At 48.0% G+C, this 22,273-nt stretch carries 19 protein-coding genes; all 19 read right to left on the reverse strand.

Annotated features, from left to right (window positions below; all coding sequences use genetic code 11):
• Positions 1-273: 273 nt before the first annotated feature.
• Complete coding sequence (locus Q0Y54_RS04850; RefSeq protein ID WP_297964865.1) at positions 274-1,026, reverse strand: ATP-binding protein; 753 nt, start codon at positions 1,024-1,026, stop codon at positions 274-276.
• A 136-nt stretch (positions 1,027-1,162) separates the two neighbouring features.
• On the reverse strand, positions 1,163-2,089 hold the full coding sequence (locus Q0Y54_RS04855) for a ketopantoate reductase family protein (RefSeq protein WP_297964867.1): 927 nt from the start codon (positions 2,087-2,089) through the stop codon (positions 1,163-1,165).
• Between the two features lie 67 nt (positions 2,090-2,156).
• A complete protein-coding gene (locus tag Q0Y54_RS04860) occupies positions 2,157-3,284 on the reverse strand; it encodes a type II toxin-antitoxin system HipA family toxin (protein WP_297964869.1) in 1,128 nt (375 codons plus the stop codon).
• On the reverse strand, positions 3,268-3,549 hold the full coding sequence (locus Q0Y54_RS04865; RefSeq protein ID WP_297964870.1) for a helix-turn-helix domain-containing protein: 282 nt from the start codon (positions 3,547-3,549) through the stop codon (positions 3,268-3,270). Before Q0Y54_RS04865 ends, Q0Y54_RS04860 begins: the two co-directional genes overlap by 17 nt.
• 272 nt (positions 3,550-3,821) lie before the next feature.
• On the reverse strand, positions 3,822-4,382 hold the full coding sequence (locus tag Q0Y54_RS04870; protein ID WP_297964872.1) for a DUF1847 domain-containing protein: 561 nt from the start codon (positions 4,380-4,382) through the stop codon (positions 3,822-3,824).
• A 77-nt stretch (positions 4,383-4,459) separates the two neighbouring features.
• Positions 4,460-5,335: a uroporphyrinogen decarboxylase family protein gene (locus tag Q0Y54_RS04875; RefSeq protein ID WP_297964874.1), complete on the reverse strand. Its 876-nt coding sequence runs from the start codon at positions 5,333-5,335 to the stop codon at positions 4,460-4,462.
• 36 nt (positions 5,336-5,371) lie between these two features.
• Positions 5,372-6,142 carry an ABC transporter ATP-binding protein gene (locus Q0Y54_RS04880; RefSeq protein ID WP_297964876.1) on the reverse strand — a complete coding sequence of 257 codons (771 nt, stop codon included), beginning with the start codon at positions 6,140-6,142 and terminating at the stop codon, positions 5,372-5,374.
• A 13-nt stretch (positions 6,143-6,155) separates the two neighbouring features.
• Positions 6,156-6,947, reverse strand: coding sequence for an ABC transporter permease (locus tag Q0Y54_RS04885; RefSeq protein ID WP_297964878.1), 792 nt, complete (start codon positions 6,945-6,947; stop codon positions 6,156-6,158).
• Entirely contained in the window at positions 6,937-7,986 is a 1,050-nt protein-coding gene (locus tag Q0Y54_RS04890) for an ABC transporter substrate-binding protein (RefSeq protein ID WP_297964880.1), read from the reverse strand. The genes Q0Y54_RS04885 and Q0Y54_RS04890 overlap by 11 nt, the downstream gene beginning before the upstream one ends.
• Before the next feature lie 17 nt (positions 7,987-8,003).
• Entirely contained in the window at positions 8,004-9,098 is a 1,095-nt protein-coding gene (locus tag Q0Y54_RS04895; protein ID WP_297964882.1) for a uroporphyrinogen decarboxylase family protein, read from the reverse strand.
• Positions 9,099-9,129: 31 nt separating this feature from the next.
• Positions 9,130-11,058 (reverse strand): ASKHA domain-containing protein, encoded by a 1,929-nt coding sequence (locus tag Q0Y54_RS04900; protein WP_297964884.1) that lies wholly within the window; start codon positions 11,056-11,058, stop codon positions 9,130-9,132.
• A gap of 12 nt (positions 11,059-11,070) precedes the next feature.
• Positions 11,071-12,093 (reverse strand): uroporphyrinogen decarboxylase family protein, encoded by a 1,023-nt coding sequence (locus tag Q0Y54_RS04905; RefSeq protein ID WP_297964887.1) that lies wholly within the window; start codon positions 12,091-12,093, stop codon positions 11,071-11,073.
• 4 nt (positions 12,094-12,097) lie between these two features.
• A complete protein-coding gene (locus Q0Y54_RS04910) occupies positions 12,098-12,763 on the reverse strand; it encodes a corrinoid protein (RefSeq protein ID WP_297964889.1) in 666 nt (221 codons plus the stop codon).
• A 195-nt stretch (positions 12,764-12,958) separates the two neighbouring features.
• Positions 12,959-14,068, reverse strand: coding sequence for a polysaccharide pyruvyl transferase CsaB (csaB, locus tag Q0Y54_RS04915; protein WP_297964891.1), 1,110 nt, complete (start codon positions 14,066-14,068; stop codon positions 12,959-12,961).
• A 137-nt stretch (positions 14,069-14,205) separates the two neighbouring features.
• Positions 14,206-16,251: a DUF5693 family protein gene (locus Q0Y54_RS04920; protein WP_297964894.1), complete on the reverse strand. Its 2,046-nt coding sequence runs from the start codon at positions 16,249-16,251 to the stop codon at positions 14,206-14,208.
• 17 nt (positions 16,252-16,268) lie between these two features.
• A complete protein-coding gene (locus tag Q0Y54_RS04925) occupies positions 16,269-16,964 on the reverse strand; it encodes an LmeA family phospholipid-binding protein (RefSeq protein WP_297964896.1) in 696 nt (231 codons plus the stop codon).
• A 186-nt stretch (positions 16,965-17,150) separates the two neighbouring features.
• Positions 17,151-18,257, reverse strand: a complete 1,107-nt coding sequence (gene prfB / locus Q0Y54_RS04930; protein WP_297964898.1) for a peptide chain release factor 2 — start codon at positions 18,255-18,257, stop codon at positions 17,151-17,153.
• Between the two features lie 152 nt (positions 18,258-18,409).
• Positions 18,410-20,956: a preprotein translocase subunit SecA gene (secA, locus tag Q0Y54_RS04935; protein WP_297964900.1), complete on the reverse strand. Its 2,547-nt coding sequence runs from the start codon at positions 20,954-20,956 to the stop codon at positions 18,410-18,412.
• A 386-nt stretch (positions 20,957-21,342) separates the two neighbouring features.
• The gene (raiA, locus tag Q0Y54_RS04940) at positions 21,343-21,891 is read right to left on the reverse strand and encodes a ribosome hibernation-promoting factor, HPF/YfiA family (RefSeq protein WP_297964902.1); all 549 of its coding nucleotides are present in this window, start codon (positions 21,889-21,891) and stop codon (positions 21,343-21,345) included.
• Positions 21,892-22,273 lie beyond the last annotated feature (382 nt).

Genomic DNA, 22,273 nt, shown 5'->3' on the forward strand with positions numbered 1-22,273 from the left:
GGCTTCTTTTACACGTATCCTCCCAATCTCAACCTAATTTTATCACAAAAGCGGACAACCTAAAAGAAATATGTTATGTCTCATTCCCTCATATTTTACAATTTCATTCCCTCATATTTCATAATTTCATTCCCTTATATTTCATAACTTCATTCCCTTATATTTCACAATTTCATTCCCTCACATTTCATATTTTCATTCCCTCATATTTTATGTACCAAAAATGCCCTTAGTACACAACTGAGTGTACCAAGGGCATCTTTACATCAATATTTATTCCAAAATCCTGCCATCACGGGAGATGGTTACCACCTGCCACGGGAGGAATTTGCCGCTGTTTTTCAGGGCCGTTTCTGCGGCTCTTTGGAGGCCGCCGCAGCATGGTACCTCCATGCGGAGAATGGTTACGCTCTTTATATCATTATTGCTGATGATTTCCGTCAGCTTCTCGCTGTAATCTCCCTCATCCAGCTTTGGGCAACCAATCAGGGTTATTTTGCCCTTCATGAAATCCTCATGGACATTGGCATAGGCGTAGGCAGTACAATCCGCTGCAATCAACAGCTTGGCCCCATCATAAAATGGTGCCTGGGTGGGGAGCAGCTTTATCTGGCATGGCCACTGATTAAGCTGGGACACTGGACGGGCAGAGGTCATTGGCTGGTTATCCATCTGTGGCTCTATCACCTCTGACTTTTTTAGCTCCATGGCTCTTGAGCCTGGGCAGCCCATGCCCATTGGTGGCATCTTAGGCGAAGAAACTGCCTTTGTATTTTCAGCTTCTCTCTTGGCACCTTGGGCTGCCTTTACCGCTGCCTCATCATAGGCCGGTGCTTCCCGCTTCTCAAAGGTAATGGCCCCGGTAGGACAGCCCGGCAGACAGTCCCCCAGGCCATCACAAAAATGCTCTCGCATCAGCTTGGCTTTACCATCAACAATATCTATGGCTCCCTCATGGCAGGCCTGGGCACACAGGCCACAGCCGTTACATTTTTCCTCATCAATATGAATAATCTGTCTAAGCATATTTATTGCCTCCTATTGTTCACACACATCTTAGCTTCATTAAATGATTATACAAAAATCACGCTGAAAATTATGTTGTAAAAACAACATTTTAGAGTTTTTTGCAAATCAGCAGGAGAAATATGCTTTATTGTCCTTATTTTATTCCCTTAGCTGCTCCCCAAGCAGCAATTTTTTCATACAAAGGCACAGAAACACCATATTCCTTGCCTAGCTTCACCACTCTGGTTACCAGACCGCTGAATTCTGACTGACGGCCCCGCTGAATATCCCGTTGCATGGACATGGTGGAGTCCGGCTTTAAATTATCCATCATTTTCAGACCCACTTCCACCAGATCCTGCCCAAATTCCACCCCCATGGCCTTGCCCAAGGCCACTACTTCCTTTATAAGGCCCGTGAAGGTATCCCGTTCCTCCCCCGAGTGCTGGAAATTTTCACAGGTGGCGTCAAAATAGGCTCCTGCCGCCCCAGCCGGGGAGACAAAGGCAAATTTCTGCAGGGCATCACGGATAATGTTATTGCTGAAATGGCCCTTAATCTCTGCATCACCCAAAACCTGCTCCAGCTGCCGGGCCTTGTCTGCCAGCTTTTCCTCCTGCTTGAGCCGATAGCCAAAAATTACCCGCAAAATTTTATTGGACTGGTATATTACTCCAGGAGCCTCTATTTCGCTCATAACATAAATACAGCCATCAAGACAGGTGTGCTGTGACAGCTGCTCCTGCATAACCCCGCCGGTACCAAAAACATTCAGGATAGGTACTATCAGGGTATCCTGCCCCGCCTTTTCACGGGCAAATGCAATAGCATCCTCAATATTGTAGTATTTCACGCAAACAAAGAGCACCTCCGGCGTATCCCTATATTCATCTGCCGTAACCGCCTTTATATTGTCCACCGTAATGGTACCACGATGATTGGTATGCAGCACCAGTCCTCTTTCCTGTATTGCCTTTAAATGCTGGCCCCGGGCGATAAGTGTCACATCATTGCCCGCCATAGCCAAATAGGCCGCCAAGGTACCACCGGTTCCCCCGGCACCAAATATACAAAATTTCATTTAAGGTTCCTCCATCTCTCTACTTTCCTTGATTGTACAATTTCATCTGCTCACAATACAACCTTAATTACAAATATTCTTTTAATTCACTAAAAACTGTTTCTTTTATCAATTTGGCCTCAGCCCGGGCCCATTGCCCGTTTAAACCAATAGTCTTGGCTACCTCCAAAATATCCGCCATCCCTGGGTCCCGTCCTTCCCCATGGACGGTGGTGGCATGTTCCCCACCTATGGAGTTGCTGTAGGTTAAATCATAGGCTGGTGACAACGCCCATCTTTTTTCCGGTTCCACATAAATATACGTGAAATTCTTGGAATGGTCATCACGATTATGGGCAAAGACATTAAAACACATTAAGCGGAACAATTTCTTGCACTCTTCCATATCCCGGGTCAGCTTCAGGGTCAGCTTCATCAAAAGATCATAGTCAAGATTTGGTATTCGATGAGATGTTTCCAAGAGGCCTGATGCTGATACCATGTGAACACGCACCATTCCGCCTTCACCCTCTATAAAATCAAATCGTTTGGTACCAAAATAACCACTGCATTTACTTGACGGAAACAATTTTGTAGCTGCCATTTGAATGCCGCATTTTTTTGCACACAATGCATATTTGTATTCCAGCTCACCGATATTTTTCCGGTCATAAGTGGATGGGAATTTTATCAGCCATGGTTCACCATCTATGGTGGTCATTATCTTAGGTCGGGCACCACCGGAGGAACCACCTTTTGCAAAAAGGAAATCCAGCTCATCTGTCATTTCTTCCTGCAGAAGTTTTTTGCACTCAGTGGAGATTTCATCGTAGCTTAAATTTTTCTCTACATTTTCCAACAAAACCGTGGGCGTATAGGAAAGAGCCCCCATACCAGCTTCCCCAACTATAGCCAAGCGTGTAAGAACACCGACTCTGGCCGGATCCATCCCCTTTTTCCGCAACAGTCTGTCTACTAACAGTCGCCCCCAGCCATCAGGTAAGCTATCGGCAAACACTCCGAAAAGCCCCTCAAAAGGATCATACTTTGGCATAAATACTTTCTTCTCCAATGGCAAGGAAAAGGGGCTGATAGAAAAGCCATCCAAAAGCCAGTTTTTGTTATATTCAAAGGCCGCTAATCGATTATCAGCCAGCACCATATCCCCCACTGGTTGACCATGATAAAACACTGTTAACTTATCTACCCTGTTCATTCAAAAGCTCCTCCAAGGACTCATAAGGGACCTGACTAAAAAGGTACTCCAGCTCTCCCTCCACTTCAAGAGCAATAGCTATTTTAGTCAATGACTGCAAAGAAATATCCCCGGTCTGTTCAAACCGCTTTACCGACCCAAAGCTCACTCCAGATTTCTGTGCCAGGGCCTGCTGGGATAGCTTCCGCCGCCTCCGCAGCTTTGCCACCCTTTTTGCCAAATCTTTATTTATTTCATTATATGTGCGTTGTTCTAAATTTATCATACTAATATTTTATCTATTATATGCCATTTTAGCAAGTTTTGGATAATATATTATCAATAATTTTTTCCAAAAGAAGGATAACATAATACTACCTTTGACATTCTATATATCGCTAAGACACGGAAGGCTGGAGACCGATGATACGCACCATCGGCTCCAGCCTTTTTCACTACAATATGTGTAATATGACTTTTAGCCTGAACCCACAAATACCAGGATTTATTCGACTACACTCAGTTAGAGTTTAAAGCTCCAGCTGAGTAAGTCTCATTTTACAAATCCTGCTCCGCCAGGCCCAGCTTTTTCTTCCAATAACCGGAATATACCACCGCCATCGGATTGTTCCCCAGCACCCGATCCTTAACCACCAAGGTAGTAACCGGACCTTCACAGGCCTTGGAAAAGAGCGCATCATGTCCCACACATAGACCAGCAGACACGAAAAGCTCCACCCCATGCTCATTAAGGTACTTGGCCTGAGCCTTTGGATTACACATTGGTTCAATGGCGTTATTGGGATTTACCTTCTTTAGCTTCAGCACATCCTTGGATATACTGCAATTCTTGCAGCAAACGGAAACCACTTCAAAGCCCTGATCAGCAAAGAACTTGGCAAAGAGCCTGGCTTCATCCCGAATACCCATGCAAAACCCGATGCCAATGGTCTTATAGCCCATTTTTTTGGCAAATTCAGCAGTTTCCTGCAAACGGGTATATTTCATATAAAAGGTGCCCTCCACATAGGCGGCCGCCTTCATTATTTTTCTTTCCTCTTTATCGTATAGGGCCAATACCTCGCTCTGCTCCACCGGAACACAGCTTTTCCCTTTCATAAAGCACATATGATTAGCATTGCAATTAGCGCAATCTCCCAACATTGTTCACACACTCCCTTCTATATCCTTCATCCTTAGCATAGCTTCAATTCATACACCACCGGTTTGGCCATCTGGCAGCAGGAATGCTGCAGGCAGCCATGGCCCACCAGCTGGACCCCCGCATGATGACGGGCAAAGCACAGGGCCTCACCATAACACATCCCCTTAGGCACAACGAAAGGACGACATTGACAAAAGCCAGCCCGTTGAAAGGCGGCTGAGGTGGCACTACATACATGAACTGTCACATCGGGTACAGCCACCGTAATCCGCTGCAGGGCTTCACGAATTATATCACCACACAGCGTTGTATAAACTGCCGGAGAAACCATATTACAGGCAATCAGCGGGTCAGCATAGGAAATCACCTCTGCCCCCGCCTCAGCCACATAGGCAGCCTCCAGCGCAATATTGTCTATGAGCTGCTCACACAGCCTTCTCAGAAGCTCTGGTTGAGCCCGCATCCCTTTATAAATTTCCCTGGATGGTACCAATAAGCTCAGCAGGGTAAAGGGGCCTTCAATATTATAGCTGACCCGTTCTCCCCTGTGCCTCAGCAGGCGTATGGCCTGTAAATTCTCCTGCATAAGGCCATAGTCAAAGGAAAAGGCCGGTATTTTCACCTCAATCAGCTTCTCATAGGGCAAGGCCCCAGGCACTGGTTGTGCCTTATCTGAGATGAAATTCCACTTAGCTCCCAGCTGTTCAGCCTCAGCCATAGTTGCAAAGGGCAGCTTGCACAGCACATCCCCTTCCAGCTGACAAATAGTATGGGCCATGGCAGCCATGGCTTCACTGTGGCAATATACATCACCGACCTCCACACCAGCCCACTGACACAATTCAATGGCAATATGCCGCTCCGGTTCACCACCGCATCGAAAATGTTCCATGAAGCCCTTCGCCATATTGTCACCGCCTTTCCCAATTTACTCTGACAACGCTTAAATATAATATTCCACTTCCTGCTTGCGCACCAGCTGGAAGGCCTGCATGATTTTATCCTCATACAGATGGAAATCCTCACTGGTACGATCCCGCACCAAGCCCTTATTAATATCTAAAATTGAATGAACCGTTCCCGGGTGAGCATTCATTACCACCACCCTGTCCCCCAGATAAATTGCTTCGCTGATATCATGGGTTACAAATACCACACTTAGCTTGTTTTTGCTGTAAATATCCAGCAGCAGCTCCTGCAGCTCCATGCGGGTAAAGTTGTCCAAGGCCCCAAAGGGCTCATCCATGAATAATATCTCCGGCTCCAGGGCCAAGCTTCTGGCAATAGCTGTCCGCTGGCGCATACCACCAGACAATTCGTGGATATATGAATTCTCATATTTTTCCAAATGCATGAGCTTCAAATATTCCTTAGCCTTCTCTACCCGAGTTTTCTTATCATACATACCTTGAACATCCATACCATAAACCACATTTTCCAATACGGTTTTCCAGGGAAACAGGGCATAGTCCTGAAATACAAAGGCGCATTTAGGCTGAGGCTCCTTCACCAGCTTGTCATCCAGATATACACCACCGGATTCAGCATTATCAAGACCCGCCATAATCCTAAGAAGGGTACTTTTGCCACACCCCGATGGACCTAAAAGGCAAACAAATTCCCTAGCCCCTACTTCCAGATTAAGGTCCGACAGTACCAGCTGTGGCTGACCGTCCTTGGCGAAGGACTTACTGACATGTTTCACTTCCAGCATAATTGTCCCTCCCTTAATCCGCCGAGTACTTGGCCTGCCACCGCAGCAGATGACGCTGTATCCGGTCAAAAACGGCCATTACAGCAGTAACCACCAGACCAATAAACAGAATACCCACAATAACCTTGCCATAATCGCCAAAATCGGAATAATACTTTACATACCAACCGATACCTGAGGTAGCTCCAATCATCTCAGCCGATGCCAGCAGAATAAAGGAGAAAATCAATCCCACACTGCACCCAGTCAGTACCTGGGGCATAATAGCCGGCAGGATAATCTCAAAGAGCAGGCGCCGTTCCTTGATGCGGAGCATTCGGGCCGAATCAATCAAGGCTTTATCGATCTGCACCGTAGCATTTAGCGTACTCACGAATATTGGCCAAAAGGCCCCCACAAAAATTACCAAAACAGAAGCCAACTGAAAGGTTGGTAAAATGGCAATGGCGTATGGTATATACACAATTGGTGGCACTGCACTCATAATCTTTGAAATGGGATGAACAGCATTAAATAACCTGCGCCGCCAGCCTACAAATAAGCCTAAAGGAATGGCCGTGGCCAGTGCCAGGGCATAGGCCGCTGACAATAATACCAGGGAGCTGCCCAAGCCACGGAATATGGTGGGCAGGTCACCGATAAACAGCTCCAGTACCTGCTGAGGAGATGGGAACAAAAAGGCATCCAATACCTCCAGTTGTACCGTCAATACCTCCCACACGGCCAGAAGCCCCAGAAAAATAGCTGTAACATCCACCACCTGTTGAGTCTTGGCCGACTTAGTAAAATTGAATTTATAAATCATTTTTCTCAAAATCTGCCTTAAGCTGCTTGTAAATGCTATCCTGCGGCTCAGCTTCAAGAAGCTTGTCCAGGGCCTTCTGATAGAGCTGGATATTGATGTGCTCTGCAATGTCAAAGTCCTTTTCAATATAACCCACTTCCTTCATGTACTTATAAAAGTCAATAACGGCATTACGATTTGGATCTGGATTGGATTCCACATATTTACCATAGGTCTCCTCATACAGTGTATCCTTATCAATATTCACATACTTGGATAATATCTCTATGGATTCATCCTTATTCGTCTTGTAGAAGCGATACGCCTTAATCATGGCCCGGAGAAATGCCTCATAATTTTCTGGATGCTTCTGGATATTGGCGGTAGAAGCAATTTGACGGCAGCATGGATGATTTTCAAAGCCAGGCACTTCCGGACTGTACTTAACAATCTTTAAGCCCTGCTGTTCTGCCATTTTACGGAATGGAGTCCATACAACAGAAGCATCTGCTGCACCGTTCTTCACTGCCTCCATAGCCGCAGAGGCTGATTCCATTTCCTTAAAGGTTACATCCTCGCCAATCTTTAAGCCCTGCTTAATAGCTGCCTCACGGAATACAATATCACCGGTGGCCAAACGAATGGTGGCCACAGTCTTTCCCTTAAGATTCTTTAAATCAGCTAATTCAGCAGCCTTCTCCGGCTTTGCCACCAGAGCATGGCCCATGGACATCTGCCCGGCAAAAATCGTTATTGGGCTTCCCTTGGACATATACACCATTGGTGCCGAGCTGCCAAAGGCTCCCACATCCAGCTTACCATTGGCCACAGCGGTAATGCCCTCACCGGAATTATTGAATAATACCAGCTCTGAATTTAACCCTTCTTCCGCAAAATAACCCTTCTCCTGGGCAATAAAATATAAAATATGTCCAGTGGAAGCCAGATAACCAATCTTAAAATCCGTCTTTTTATCTGTTCCTGCAGACTGTTCAGAACCACCGCAGGCCGTTGTAATCATTGCAATTACAATTAATAATACTGCTAATATCTTCTTCATACCCTATCATCCCTCTTTCATGCCACAATGGATGTGGCATCCTTAATCGCAAACGGATTGCCGATACGACGCACCGTATTTAACATCTCGTGAATATTGGCAAATGGGGTTTCCGTTGGCAGGCTGCACCCAGATGCTACAATAAAGCCCTTTGGTGAATCGTATACCTTGCGAACGACCTCAACTGTTGCCTTGCGCACATCCTCCACTGTACCCTCCAGCATGGTTTCCGATGGCCGTACATTACCCATAAGCATTACCCTGTCCCCTACCAGCTCCTTGGCCTTCTGGATATCCGCATCATTGTCAATACTCAGGCAGTCCGCCCCGGCCTTTACCATATCCTCCCAAATACCATCCGTTTTCCCGCAAATGTGCAGAGTTACCTTCTTACCCTTATTGTGAATATGGTCAATTAGCTTTTTCAAATATGGCAAGGAGAATTTACGGAACAATCTTGGGCTTATAACCGTGCTTGATGACATGGCGTCTGTAAGACTTGGGGTAACTCCCGCATCAATTACTGCATCCACATAACGAAGATTGCTTTCCAAGGACACCTGACACAGCTTGTGAACGGCCGCCGGATTTTTCAAGGTTAAACGCACCAGATTTTCAGCCCCCACCAAAAAGGATGAATTGGTAAATGGCCCGGTAACAGCACCACCTACCGGTACCTCCTTGCCTACAGCCTCCACCACTATCCGCATGGCCTTTAGATGCTCCGGTAAATTACCGTCCTTATATGGGTCCGCCGGACGCAGCTTATCGATCTCATCCAAATTGGACAATCGTGGATCCAGCTTTATTACCGGTTGACCGAGATATGCTGTTTCATCCTCGGGATATATTACCTGGGAGCCCATGGCCTCGGCTTGGGTATATAAGTCTGTAAACACCCGGATATTGTCGTAATGAAATAATTTATAGGCCGCAATGTGGGCCTTGGCAATCAGTTCACCGTTACCGCGAAAATCTGATACCTTTACGCCGATTACCCGGGCTGCCGTATTGCCCACTATTGGGACACATGGCAGCCGATCTATATCCTCGCCCTTGGCGTAGGCTGTCATACGCTCAATGGCCGTCATCTCATCCTTCCATTCCGTCATGAAATTCATCTGCCTTTCTTGCTCAACATATTCATTGTACCTTCACATGGGGGAACTTGGCCTTGGCGTGGGGAATGGCAATAGCTTCCATGAAATGCTCCTGAAAATCAGGTTCCGCCGCCGTCTCCACAAATTCCACCTTTCGGGCAATTTCATCCGCCTCATGGCGTTTATCAATATTTAATAAGGCAATACGGGCACCATCCCCTGCCGCATTGCCCACAGCATGAATATTATCGAGATCGCAATCCGGGAACATGCCCATTACCAAAGCACTGCGCTTATTTATATAGCTGCCGAAGGCCCCGGCCAGAATTACCTCATCCACATGGTCAATGCCATATTTATTCAATAAGTACTCAGCCCCCACATAGATAGCGGCCTTGGCCAGCTGAATGGCCCGAATATCGGCCTGGGTAACTACTATGTCCTGTCCTATCCCTGTTTCCTTGGCATAGGCCAGCACATATTCCCACTTGCCATTCTCGTCTCTTCTGATACGGGGAGTGGTCAATTTATTATTTATCCGGCCACTTTTTCCCACTATACCAGCTTCATAGAGGGCGGCAAATACATCGATTATCCCTGAACCACAGATGCCTAAGGCTCCAGTGACCTCCAGCTCCGGATACCAGGTATCATTGCCGATAACCTTGTAGGATGGCTCCAGGGTTTCCTTGTCAATTTTCACTCCTTCAATGGCACCAGGAGCCGCCCGCATGCCAAATTTTATCTGAGCTCCTTCCAATGCTGGGCCAGTGGCACAGGAGGTACACAGCAGTCTGTCCTGGTTTCCCAGGTCAATCTCCCCGTTGGTACCAATGTCGATAATCAGCTTTATCTTATCGCTGTTATATGGCTCCTCGGCTATGACCACCGCCATATTATCGGCCCCTACAAAGCCCGCCTCAATAGGTAATGAATGTACCCAGCCAGCGGGATTTATATTTATGCCCAAATCCCTGGCCTTTATGTCCAAGGCATGGGCCGCCACTGGCGCAAAGGGGGAGCGCCCCACATAACCAGGGTACAGCTTTAGGGCCAAATGATGCATTACCGTATTGTAGACCAGCACCATTTCATCCACATCCTCCGGGGTACCACCGATACCAGCCGTCAGCTCCGTGGCCAGCTCATTGACATCATTTATGATAATGTCATGCAAGGTCTGAAGCCCATCAGGGTTACTGGTGGCATAGGATACTCTTGATAAAATATCCTCACCATAGCCAATCTGGGAATTCATCCGGGAGGCCTTTTCCAGCAGCTCCCCTGTATCCAAATCACAGAGATAGGCCGCCAGTGTGGTAGTACCGATATCAATGGCAATACCCAGCTTGCGGCTGTAATCACCGCCCCGCACCCTAACGATTTCCTGCTTGTCCTCCCGCACCGTTACGGTAACCTCCCAGTTATTTTCCCTAAGCACCTGGGACAGATTACATAAAACTGGATAATCAAGCCTTACATCTGTTAAGCCTGTTGCTTTCTGTAGGGCCGCCAGCAAACGCTGCCGGTCGTCCATAGGGTCCTCCAGGGTCGGTGGCGTAAGCCGTAAAAAATAGGCTTTTACCGCCGGCTTTATGGCAATTTGTCTGGAACTGCCTGCCTCCAGTACCACCTGCTTGGCACTTTGGCTCTTCTTAGGCACACTGACCACCAAATCGCCCTTTATGTGGACACAGCAAGCTAACCGCACGCCCTTTTGGATTTCTTCAGCAGTCAGGATTTTTTCTTCCACTGTACTTAGGGCAGAAATATGTTCCTCAGCTGAGCTTAGGCCCAATTTATCGAAGGTTCCAAATTCCGGAATAATCTTACATTTGCCACAGACCATGGCCCCGCCGCAGTTGGCTTCAATTCCTACACCCAGGCTCTGGGCCGCCTGCAGAATAGTTTTTCCTTCCTCTACCTCACCGCGCCGGCCGGAGGGCTGAAATACAATCTGAAATTTACTCATTTATACGCCCCCTTACACAGCTTTGGCGGCACCGGTAAAGGCTTGGATATTGCTTAGTGGCGTTGATGTACTCAACCCACAGGCCGGTGCCAATATATTAATCTCATCCCGGATAAGCTGCTCAGTACCGCGCTGTATATTGGGTTCTTCCCCAAATTCCAGCAGGAAGGTACTGAGATTCCCCATGGTGGTAAGCTGAGGATAGGCTTCCTTCAGCTTCTTAAGACTTACCAGCGCATCCACACTTATGGCATCCGCATGAAGATTGGCTATATGCTGGGTCACGGCCTGCATGCGGCCACATATATGAACGATAACTGGTACCCCCATTTCATGAATGGCATCCACCAGCTTATTTATATAAACTACAGCATAATCGCCGAACATCCTTGGTCCCAATATTTCACCGGTAGCCGTTGGGTCAGCAATGGATATTACGCTGGCGCCATTATCCACCATATAGCGGGCGTAGCCTATCAGCTGACGGGTTACATAATCCACAAAGCGGTGGGAGTCCTCCTTGACCTTACGCAGCTCCTTCAAAAAATTCATGGGATCCACCACCGAAGCGGCGGTACTTAAGGGACCTGTTATGCTGCCAATAACCGGTATGTCAGGAGAATGGCCGGCAGCATTATATATTGCCTGAAACACTGTACCCGCCCGTTCGCTTTTTACCAAAGCGTCAGTCTCTTTATAGATAACCTCCTTTACAGAGGGAAAAATTTCCTTGGCAATTTTCGGCTCACATTTCAATGTGCCAAAATCTATATCACTGCCCAGGGCTTCTGCCTCCACGGTCATGCAAAAGGGAATACCCACATTTTCAAAGCCCGTATCCGCCTGTACATCCAGGGCCAAAGCCGCCATTATCTCAGGATCACAATGTCCATCGGGTAATACATTTCCATGCTTTTTCATTACATCAACAATAGCGGAATTCATCATACCCCCGGGACAAATCACCGGAGTTCTGTCCACAGCCTCACCCTTTAGAGAGCGGAGCAGCCGCTCCTTGGGAGATAATACGTCCATATACTCACGCTCCTAACGCCAAATCAGTATTGCCCAACAGCTCTTCCGCCACCTTTACGGCATCCGCAGCATTCCTGGCATAGCCGTCAGCACCAATCTTCTTGGCAAAGGCTGGAGAAATTGGGCCGCCACCCACAATAACCTTGAATTTATCGCGAATACCCTTATTGGCCAGGATATCCACCACTTCCTTCATCCCCGGCATCGTAGTAGTCATCAGGGTAGCAATGCCAATGATATCTGCCCCATATTCCTCTGCCTTACTTACGAATTCAGTGGGAGGAATATCCCGGCCCAGGTCCAGCACCTCAAAGCCGCCAGTTTCCAGCATCAGGCGAACCAGATTTTTACCGATATCATGGGTATCACCCTCAACCACCCCAATGACAACCTTGCCCTTCTTGGACACCTTTTCACTTCTTAGGTGAGGCTTTAATACATCAATCCCCACATTCATGGCGTCAGAACACATCAACAGCTCTGGAACAAAATATTCTTCTTCATCAAATAACTGACCGGCCCGTTCCATTCCCTTGGCCAGCCCCAAATCTATAGTTTCATAGGCATCAATACCAGCGGTAAGGGATTGTTGAGCCAGCTCCTCCACAGTATCCTCTTCCATGTCCACTACAGCATCGGCTATTTGCCTTAATAATTCCTTCTTTTCCATCGCTGTCTACCTCCTGCTCACAATTCATCATATCACATCTATAACATACTTATTTAATATGTTTATAACTATGTTGATATAGATATTACAACATACCACAATGGTATGTCAATAGAAAATTTTATTAATTTGGGCTATAGCACAAAAAAAACACCGGAAAATGATTTTACTCACTTTCCAGTGTTGTTGATTGCATTACTTTTTTTCTTTTTTCTTTTTATCAATAAGCTCAATGGCCAGCTCGGCGTTATGCATGGCCAGACGGCGCAGCTCGGCGAAAAGCTGCTCATTTTTCTTGCTGAAGCCCGCCTTGTCATTCCACTTGGCCCGGACCTTGCTTACCAGCTCGTCATATTTGACATTTTCCAGGTCTCCCACCGGGCTTTCCCCCACGGACTCCAGGAAGCGGTCGATCTTCGGGTCATAGGACACACCAATCATCGGCACGCCCATTACCGCGGCAAAAATCAGGGCATGGAGGCGGACGCCAATCAACAGGTCCATGTTGCCCACGATGGACAGCAGCTCCTTGGTGGTATATTCCTTATGAAGCACCACCGCATTGCAGCTGGTCATGGAGGCCACCATTTCCGCGCAATGCACGTCCTCAGGATACTGCATCGGCAAAAATACGATGCGGGCATCAAATTCCTGGGCTATCTGATCCGCTGCCCGGGCAATAACCGCCTTATAATGGGTCCAATCCTGCCACTCCCGGACGGAAATCCCCACCAGGGGCTTGGCACCATAAGCATTGTTTTCCTTCAAAATCGTTCGGCCAATATTTTTGTCCACCGGATGAATGGCGTGAACCGGGTCCGAGGTACATTCAATGGCCGGCCGGGTAATCTTCATCTGGGCCAGCTCCCCCAGGGAGCCCTTATCCCGGACGGTAATCTGCTTGATACCATTCCCCACCAGCCGCATTATCCAGCGGGCCATCCGCCCCTGAATGGGGCCAATTCCCTGGGCATACAGCATTACCGGAGTGCGCAGAAGCTCCGCCAAGACAATTATCATAAGATAATAATAGAGACTGCGGCGGCTGGTCACATTCTGCAGCAGACTGCCACCGCCACTTATCAGTAAATCGGCCTTGAACAAGACCCCGATTATACTGCCGATATCCAGCCAGCCAACGGAATTCACCTGATGACGTACCCTGGTATCAGCCGGGTCAGCGGAAATAACTGTAATATTCAACTTTGGATCTAAATCCGACAATACTTCAACCATCGCTGCCAGCATTGCTTCGTCGCCGGCATTTCTGGAACCGTAATACCCGGAAATTACAACATTACTCATGTCTGTTGTCATTCCTTATCTTTGCTTATTTTTCCCACGCTAACTAGTGCCAGGACTCCATTTTTGGGATGGGAGTTAAGCACCCGTAAAGCTCTGGATTAATTTGACTATATTCATTGCTTCTCACTGAATAAGTCTCATTTAATTGTACTCAGCCTTGGGGCAACATATCTGCTCCAAAGCTGAACGAAAATCATCGCGATTGCGCCCACCACGGCTCCCAGCACTATGCCGCCAATGCCGCGGGCAAAGGACATAAACACCGGTGAACGCATATGGGCAAAGGTTTCCACCATGGAGCCCTGACCGATGGTGGCCACCAATACCATGGCAAATAGCAGCATGGTCGGCCACTTACGGAACCAGCCCATTACAGCCAGCATAAATGCCGGGTGACCGATGAGCAGCTCCTTGGAACGAGGACGGGCATACATGACCTGCTCCAAGAATGCCCTGAACTTAAGCTCAGTGGCAGAAACAGGCATACCCATGGTATGACCGGAGCGGGCCACAAATACCACACCGGCAACCAGCACCAACAACAAAATCAGCAGGGATTTTACCTTCACCGGCATATCCAGCATTTTACGGAATTGATCCATAAAGCCTTCTGTATCATCCATTTTGCCATCAAATACATCAAACCGCTGCAGGAAGGCAATGGCCACCAGAATAATCGGCAAGATAAAGGTGAGCTTAATTCCCCGGAAGATATTGACCTCCAGCAGGTATTCCGTATCCGCCAATGAACCGGACAGATAAGAGGCTCCCACATAGGACATAATACCACAGGTAAAGAGGGCAATAACCCCAGTAGCCATAATCCTGACCAGAGACGCCTGTTCGTCAGGACTCTTGGCCCGGAACCGGTCCAGCTGCCAAATTACCGCAATGGCCGGGAATACATTGGCACTTAACAGGGAGGCCACTAGGCGGATTTTATTGCCATGGCCCATGATAACCGGGCCTGCAGCCACAATAATCCCCAATATAAGGAGGCCATAAATATACTTTGACTTAAAGCCCGGAATAATCAGGCACAAATACAGTACGCAGGCCGCCACCACGCCAATCATCACCAGAGCCCGCAGCCAACCGGCGGGATAGAAGTGGTCAAAGACACCGGCCCGGCCAATGGTATATCCATCAGCCACCAGCCGATCCCTGACTGCCCCGAAATAATTCATATTGGTTTCCAGCAAGGTCATGCCGGGAGCCGGCTTATCAAAAATCTTCAGCAGATTAAACCGAATATTGCGCTCCGCATCAGTATTGGACCAACGCTCCACGCAATCGTTAATCTTCATTTTCTTCTGCTCATCCTTTGGTATGGAGTAAAGGCGAGCCGAATGATAATCATTGGCCTTGGCAATATCCAGCATACCATCCTGCTGGAAGAACTGAAGCTGGGTTACCCCCTCAATCATACCAAGAGTAAGGTCCCGTTCAGCCATTTTTTTGGCCGTATAATCAGAGCAGGCCGGTGCCCCAAGAGCCTGGGAGCCGGAAAATACTATGCCGGAAACCTTGTAATTATCAATACGGTTAAAGAAGGCATCCACATCCTCCTCAGTACACCGGTTATAATTGGTAGGGCGGGCCAGTACATAGAAGCCCCCTTTATTTACAGCCTCCATCTCATCAGTGGGCATACCCAAATCCATTTTTTCCAGGGCCTCAAACTGGGCCTTCACTGCCAGCACTGTGGAACCACCTACATTGAGGGCCGTTACCCGGTCTTTCCCCAGGCGGCGTACCAAATCCTCATAAACCTCCTTAAAGGTCTGGGCATGGTGACCAGTCACATAAATATCGGTGCCCTTGATGGTCCCCTCCTCCACCAGCTTACGCCAGTTCGGGTCAGTCATCGTCCCGGTATAATAGCTGGTAAGAATATCGCTGCCATTAACTGCCGTAGTCTTGCCATTTACATTCAGCTTCTTGAAGGTGGTTTCATACACCGCCAAGGACGTAATACCGGCTTCCCTGGCCTGCTTCATGACCTCCTCCACCGGCACGCCATCACATTCAACCAAGGCCACCAAGTCCTCGTAGTCCACAATAAGCTCTATGGTATTATTGCGAACCTCCACCTGATGACGCTGAATATTGATAAACAGTGAAGCAAACAGGCCGATGACTATCAGCACTATTAATAATTTATTGTATGCAAACTGCTTCATCGCAATTTAACTCCTTATTATTTTGTTCCATGACGGCTGGCCTTGATAATAACCTGGCCCTCCTGCATTTCCACATCATCCACTTCACAGCGAACCGGCATTTTTTGCAAATCAAATAAGAGAATATCACCAAAGAAATTGCCAATCACTGCCTTGCCAAGGACGGCATTGCGGATATCCAAGCTGGTCATGTGAAAATACACGCCGCCATTTTCCTCGAAAACAGTACCCGTCAGGGTCAAATCAGCCGTGCGGCCCAACAGCTTTACTGAACCGGTGGCCGACAGCTTGTCCTTGTCCATGGTGGTGGTAATATTATCCACCTGCTCCAGCTTGTCCGAAAGCAGCTTTTGAAGGGAGTCCTGGGAAATAATGCCGGTTAATTCCAGCCGATCAGCCGACCGCACCGCCGAACCGTCCCGGGCATCCAGCTTGGTAAGATCCCCATTGACATTCTCGCCGTCCAGGACAAGCTTATCCACCCGGACCTGGCCCACCATGGCATTATCGGCCTCAATATGCACCTTATCCATGTGCCCGGCCAACAGCATAAAGCCGGCCAGGCTGGACACCTTCACACTTACATTTTCCGCCCTGGTGGCTGTCTCAATACTGTGGGCAATGGAGCCCTGCACCACAAAGGGCAGAATAAGCTGGCAGAATACCAGCACCACCACTACTGCCGCTATACCAAACTTTAATGCTTTATTCACAGTTATCTCCTAAAATACAATACTTAGTTTTCAGTTAATGTGTGCTGGGAGATACATTGGGGAACGCTCGCGCTCTCTAGTTTGCGTAGCGGTACTAAGTTCATCCTGCGCTTACAGCTTGGATTCACTAAGTACCAACGCAAAATATGTCCCCAACTGCATCTCCCGGCATACTATTATTAACATTTATAACTGATGATTGGCCTTGGCCCGAAGGAAAGCCTCAATGAACATGTCGATTTCGCCGTCCATAACTGCCCCGGTGTTACCGGTTTCAGCGTTGGTACGGTGGTCCTTGACCATATTGTATGGATGGAATACGTAGGAACGGATCTGGCTGCCCCACTCGATTTTCTGCTGATCTCCCTCCAGGGCAGCAATCTCCTTTTCCTTCTTTTCCTCCTCCAGTTCAAAGAGCTTGGCCCGCAGCATCTTCAGACACTGCTCGCGGTTCTGGAGCTGGGAGCGCTCATTCTGGCACTGAACCACGATGCCTGTGGGCTCATGGGTCATACGAACGGCAGAAGAGGTTTTGTTGATGTGCTGACCGCCGGCACCGGAGGCCCGGTAGGTATCAACCCGCACTTCATCCATATTAATCTTTACTTCCTCGGTGTCATCCAGCTCCGGCATAATATCACAGGCACAGAAGGAGGTATGACGACGGGCTGCGGAATCAAAGGGGGAAATGCGCACCAGACGATGTACTCCCTTTTCGGACTTCAGAAAGCCATAGGCGTTGTGTCCCTTGATAAACAAAGTAACCGATTTAACACCGGCCTCATCCCCCGGGAGAAAATCAGCCGTCTCCACCGTAAAGCCATGACGCTCAGCGTAACGGCCATACATTCTCAACAGCATACTGGTCCAGTCCTGGGCCTCAGTACCGCCGGCACCGGCGTGCAGGGTGAGGATGGCATTATTGGCATCGTACTTGCCGGAGAGCATTACCTCCAGCTGAAGCTCCTCCAATGCCTTGTCTATCTCAGCCATATCGGCCTTGATATCCTCCTCCACGCTTTCATCCTTGTCATCCATGCCGATTTCCCACATTACCTGTACGTCATCGAACTTGGCCACCAGGGCCTTGTATTTATCAACACTTATCTTAACATCGTTAAGCTCCTGATTGATTTTCTGGGCACTTTCCGGGTCATCCCAAAAGGTGGGCTCCCCCATCTTGTATTCCAATTCTGCTATTTTTTCTTCTTTATGAACCACATCCAGAGCCTTTTCCATCTCATTCAGTCGTTCCTGGAGTGCCGTAATTCCAGGCTTCAAATCCTCCAGCATGTTCTCACATCCTACTTAATTTTATATTAATTAATGGACCTCATCCCCCTCCTGCGGAGGGACCTTTCCCAAGGGGGAAGGCTTGTAGCTGGTTGAGCTGCATTAATTGCCTTCCCCTCTGGGGAAGGTGTCAACGAAGTTGACGGATGAGGTTATTTATCACGGCCACAGCAATTTTTGTACTTTTTGCCGCTGCCGCATGGACATGGGTCATTGCGGCCCACCTTTTCACCATTTACCACTGGCTTTTTCTTCCCTGATTCCTCAGGAGACTCGTCGCCGCCGTGGGAATGCTTGGCCTGGGCCAGACGCTGCTTGGCCTGTTCCTCCATGGCCCGCTGCTGTTCAGGGGTTACGATATTCACCCGATACATCATGGTGGCAATATCCGTCTGAATGGCATCAATCATAGACTGGAACATATCATGACCCTTAATCTTGTACTCAACCAACGGGTTACGCTGACCATAGGACAGGAGGCCAATACCCTCACGGAGCATATCCATATCATCCAAATGCTCCATCCAGTGATTATCAATAACCCGCAGCATAACAATACGCTCCAGCTCACGCATATTGGCTTCGCCGAACATTTTTTCCCGCATCTCATAGGACTGGACAGCCAGGTCCATCAAATACTCCTGGACCTCGTCACGACTCATTTCCTCAAGCTCCTCCAGCTTCAGCTTGCCCTGAGGAGCATAAATCTGCTCAGCATCCTTAATGAGATCCCCCAGGGTCCACTGCTCAGGATAAAGCTTGGCATTGGCATACTGGTCCATTTCGGACTCGATAATCTGGCCCACCATGTGCATAATATGCCCCTTAAGGTCTTCACCCCGCAATACCTTTTTGCGTTCCTTGTAAATAACCTCACGCTGCTGGTTCATAACATCATCGTATTCCAGCACATGCTTACGCATATCGAAATTACGGCCCTCCACCTTCTTCTGGGCATTTTCAATGGACTTGGTAATCATCTTGTGCTCAATTGGGTCATCCTCACCCATGCCCAACCGATCCATAATAGAGGATATATTCTTGGCCCCAAACAGGCGAAGCAAATCATCCTCCAGGGACAGATAAAATCTGGAATTACCCGGGTCACCCTGACGGCCGGCACGACCACGGAGCTGGTTATCAATACGACGGGATTCGTGACGCTCGGTGCCCACAATAAAGAGGCCCCCCAGCTCCGGCACCCCCTCACCCAGCTTAATATCCGTACCACGGCCTGCCATGTTGGTGGCAATGGTAACCGCATTCTTCTGGCCGGCATCGGCAATAATTTCGGCCTCCTTCTCATGGAATTTGGCATTCAATACATTATGGGAAATCCCCCGCTTACGCAAAATAGCACTTATTTCCTCGGACTGGGCAATGGAGGTGGTACCAATCAAAATCGGCTGACCGGTGGCATGAATCTGCTCCACATCATTGGCTACTGCCTTCAGCTTGGCCCGGCGGGTCTTATAGATAACATCCGGGAAATCCACCCGTTTAACCGGCATATTGGTAGGAACCACCACAACAGGAAGGTTGTAAATCTTGATAAACTCGTCTTCCTCGGTCTTGGCAGTACCGGTCATGCCCCCCAACTTATTGTACATACGGAAGTAGTTCTGGAAGGTGATAGAAGCCAAGGTCTGGGACTGACGGCGCACCTCCAGGCCCTCCTTGGCCTCAATGGCCTGATGGAGGCCATCGGAGTAACGGCGTCCCTCCATGAGACGGCCGGTAAATTCATCGACGATGACGATTTCCCCGTCCTTTACCACATAATCCCGGTCACGCTTCATCAGGGCCTTGGCCCGGAGGGCAGCAGTAAAGCAGTGGGACATTTCAATGTTCTCGGAGTCGTACATATTCTTTACGCCCAGGAACTTCTCTACCTTGGCCACAGCTCCCTCAGACGGAGCCACCGTCTTCTGCTTTTCGTCCACGGTATAATCGTCCCCGGCCTTTAAAATTTCCACAGCCTTGGCCATACGGGTATACATATCCGTGGACTTGGTACCGGCACCGGAAATAATCAATGGGGTTCTGGCCTCATCGATGAGAATACTGTCCACCTCATCCACGATGGCAAAATTCAGCTCCCGCTGCACCATCTGATTGAGATCCACCACCATGTTGTCCCGGAGATAGTCAAAGCCATATTCATTATTGGTACCAAAGGTAATATCGCAGCTATAGGCGAATTTACGCTCCGGAAAATCCATATCGTGCCTGATAAGACCTACGCTGAGGCCCAAAAAATTATACAGATGGCCCATCCACTCGCTATCACGCTTGGCCAGATAGTCGTTTACGGTAACCATATGCACCCCCTTGCCCGTAAGGGCATTCAGGTATACCGGCAAAGTAGCCACCAGGGTTTTACCTTCACCGGTTCGCATCTCGGCGATTTTCCCCTCATGAAGGCAGATACCACCAATCATCTGTACATCGAAATGACGCATACCCAGCACCCGGCGGGATGCCTCACGGACCACTGCAAAGGCTTTCGGCAAAATATCCTCCAGAGTCTCACCATTGGCCAGACGTTCTTTAAATTCATCTGTATGTTTAACAAGGGAGGAGTCGCTAAGCTCGGTTAATTCCTCTTCATAGGAATTAATCTGTTCGACGATTGCTCTCATTCGTTTTATTTCTTTTTCATTATTGTCGCCTAAAAATCTTTTTAAGAAACCTAACAACAAAACTCACTCCTAATCAATTGGATATGTGCTTTACTAAACTTCGTGCGAAACGTTATTTCGCACTACGCCCTTACAACGAACACTAAGCTCCCACTGCGCCGTTGGCTTGTGCTCGCTAAGTGTTCATAGTAAAAAATCGCAGAAAAACACCTCTTTACAGTTTAACAAACTATAATATAGAAGTCAAAAGAAACATAAAATGATAAACTCTGTGCAAAATGATATTTCGCGCTATGCCCCCCCCGCACGAAAGCTAAAGCTCATATGCATCCTTCGAATTTGTTTCGCTAAGATTTCATAGTAAAAAGACCGTCACCCCCAAGACCCGGGGACAACGGTCCTTTTTTCTAATGCTTACCGATACTGCAACCGGCAACGAACATTTATCTGTTATCGGATTCGATCAAGCCGTACTTTCCATCGGAGCGGCGGTAAACCACATTGACTTCCTCAGTATCAGCGTCACGGAATACGAAGAAATCATGATTGAGAAGGTTCATCTGCATAATAGCCTCCTGAACGTCCATAGGCTTTACGATAAACTTCTTGCGCTTAACAATAGGATAATCCTCCTCTTCGTCCTCAACCCGATTCTGGGCTGCCTCAGCAGCAAAGGCCTCATCAAGCAAAGTACCGTCACGGAAGCGGCGCTGCATCTTGGTCTTGTGCTTATGAATCTGGCGTTCCAGCTTTTCTATAACCAAATCGATAGAGGCATACATATCGTGGGAGGCTTCCTCACCCCGAAGCAGGACTCCCTGAACAGGAACGGTAACCTCTACAAGATGACGGTCTTTCAGGACGCTGAGCAATACAGAAATTTCGCCAACCGAATCGAAGTATCTGGTAATCTTGCCGATTCTCTTTTCCACATAATCTCTCAGGGCTGGGGTAATCTCTACATTTTTACCTCTGATAGTGAATGTTGTCATACTAACATCCCCTTTCCATTTTTGTATGTTTATAATATTCTCCATGATAAAGAAAAATCCTTTTATTTAAATAAAAATAAAAGGATACTTATTCAGCAGGCCCGAAAGCCGTGGTTTTAATGGGCTTGGCGGCAATAAGCTTCGTGGGAAACGGTGTTTCGCACTACACCCTTACAACGAAATCCAAAGCTCATCTGCAACCCTCGGATTTGATTTGCTAAGATTTCATAGTAAGCTTCGTGGAAAACGGTGTTTCGCACTACGCCCTTACAACGAAATATAAAGCTTATCTGCATCCTTCGGATTTGATTCGCTGAGATTTCATAATAAACCACATGCCTTGACGGCACCATTATGAACGAAACCACCTTCAGTTATGGTA

It is taken from the genome of uncultured Anaerovibrio sp., assembly GCF_947302755.1.
In the GTDB taxonomy this organism is placed as follows: domain Bacteria; phylum Bacillota; class Negativicutes; order Selenomonadales; family Selenomonadaceae; genus Anaerovibrio.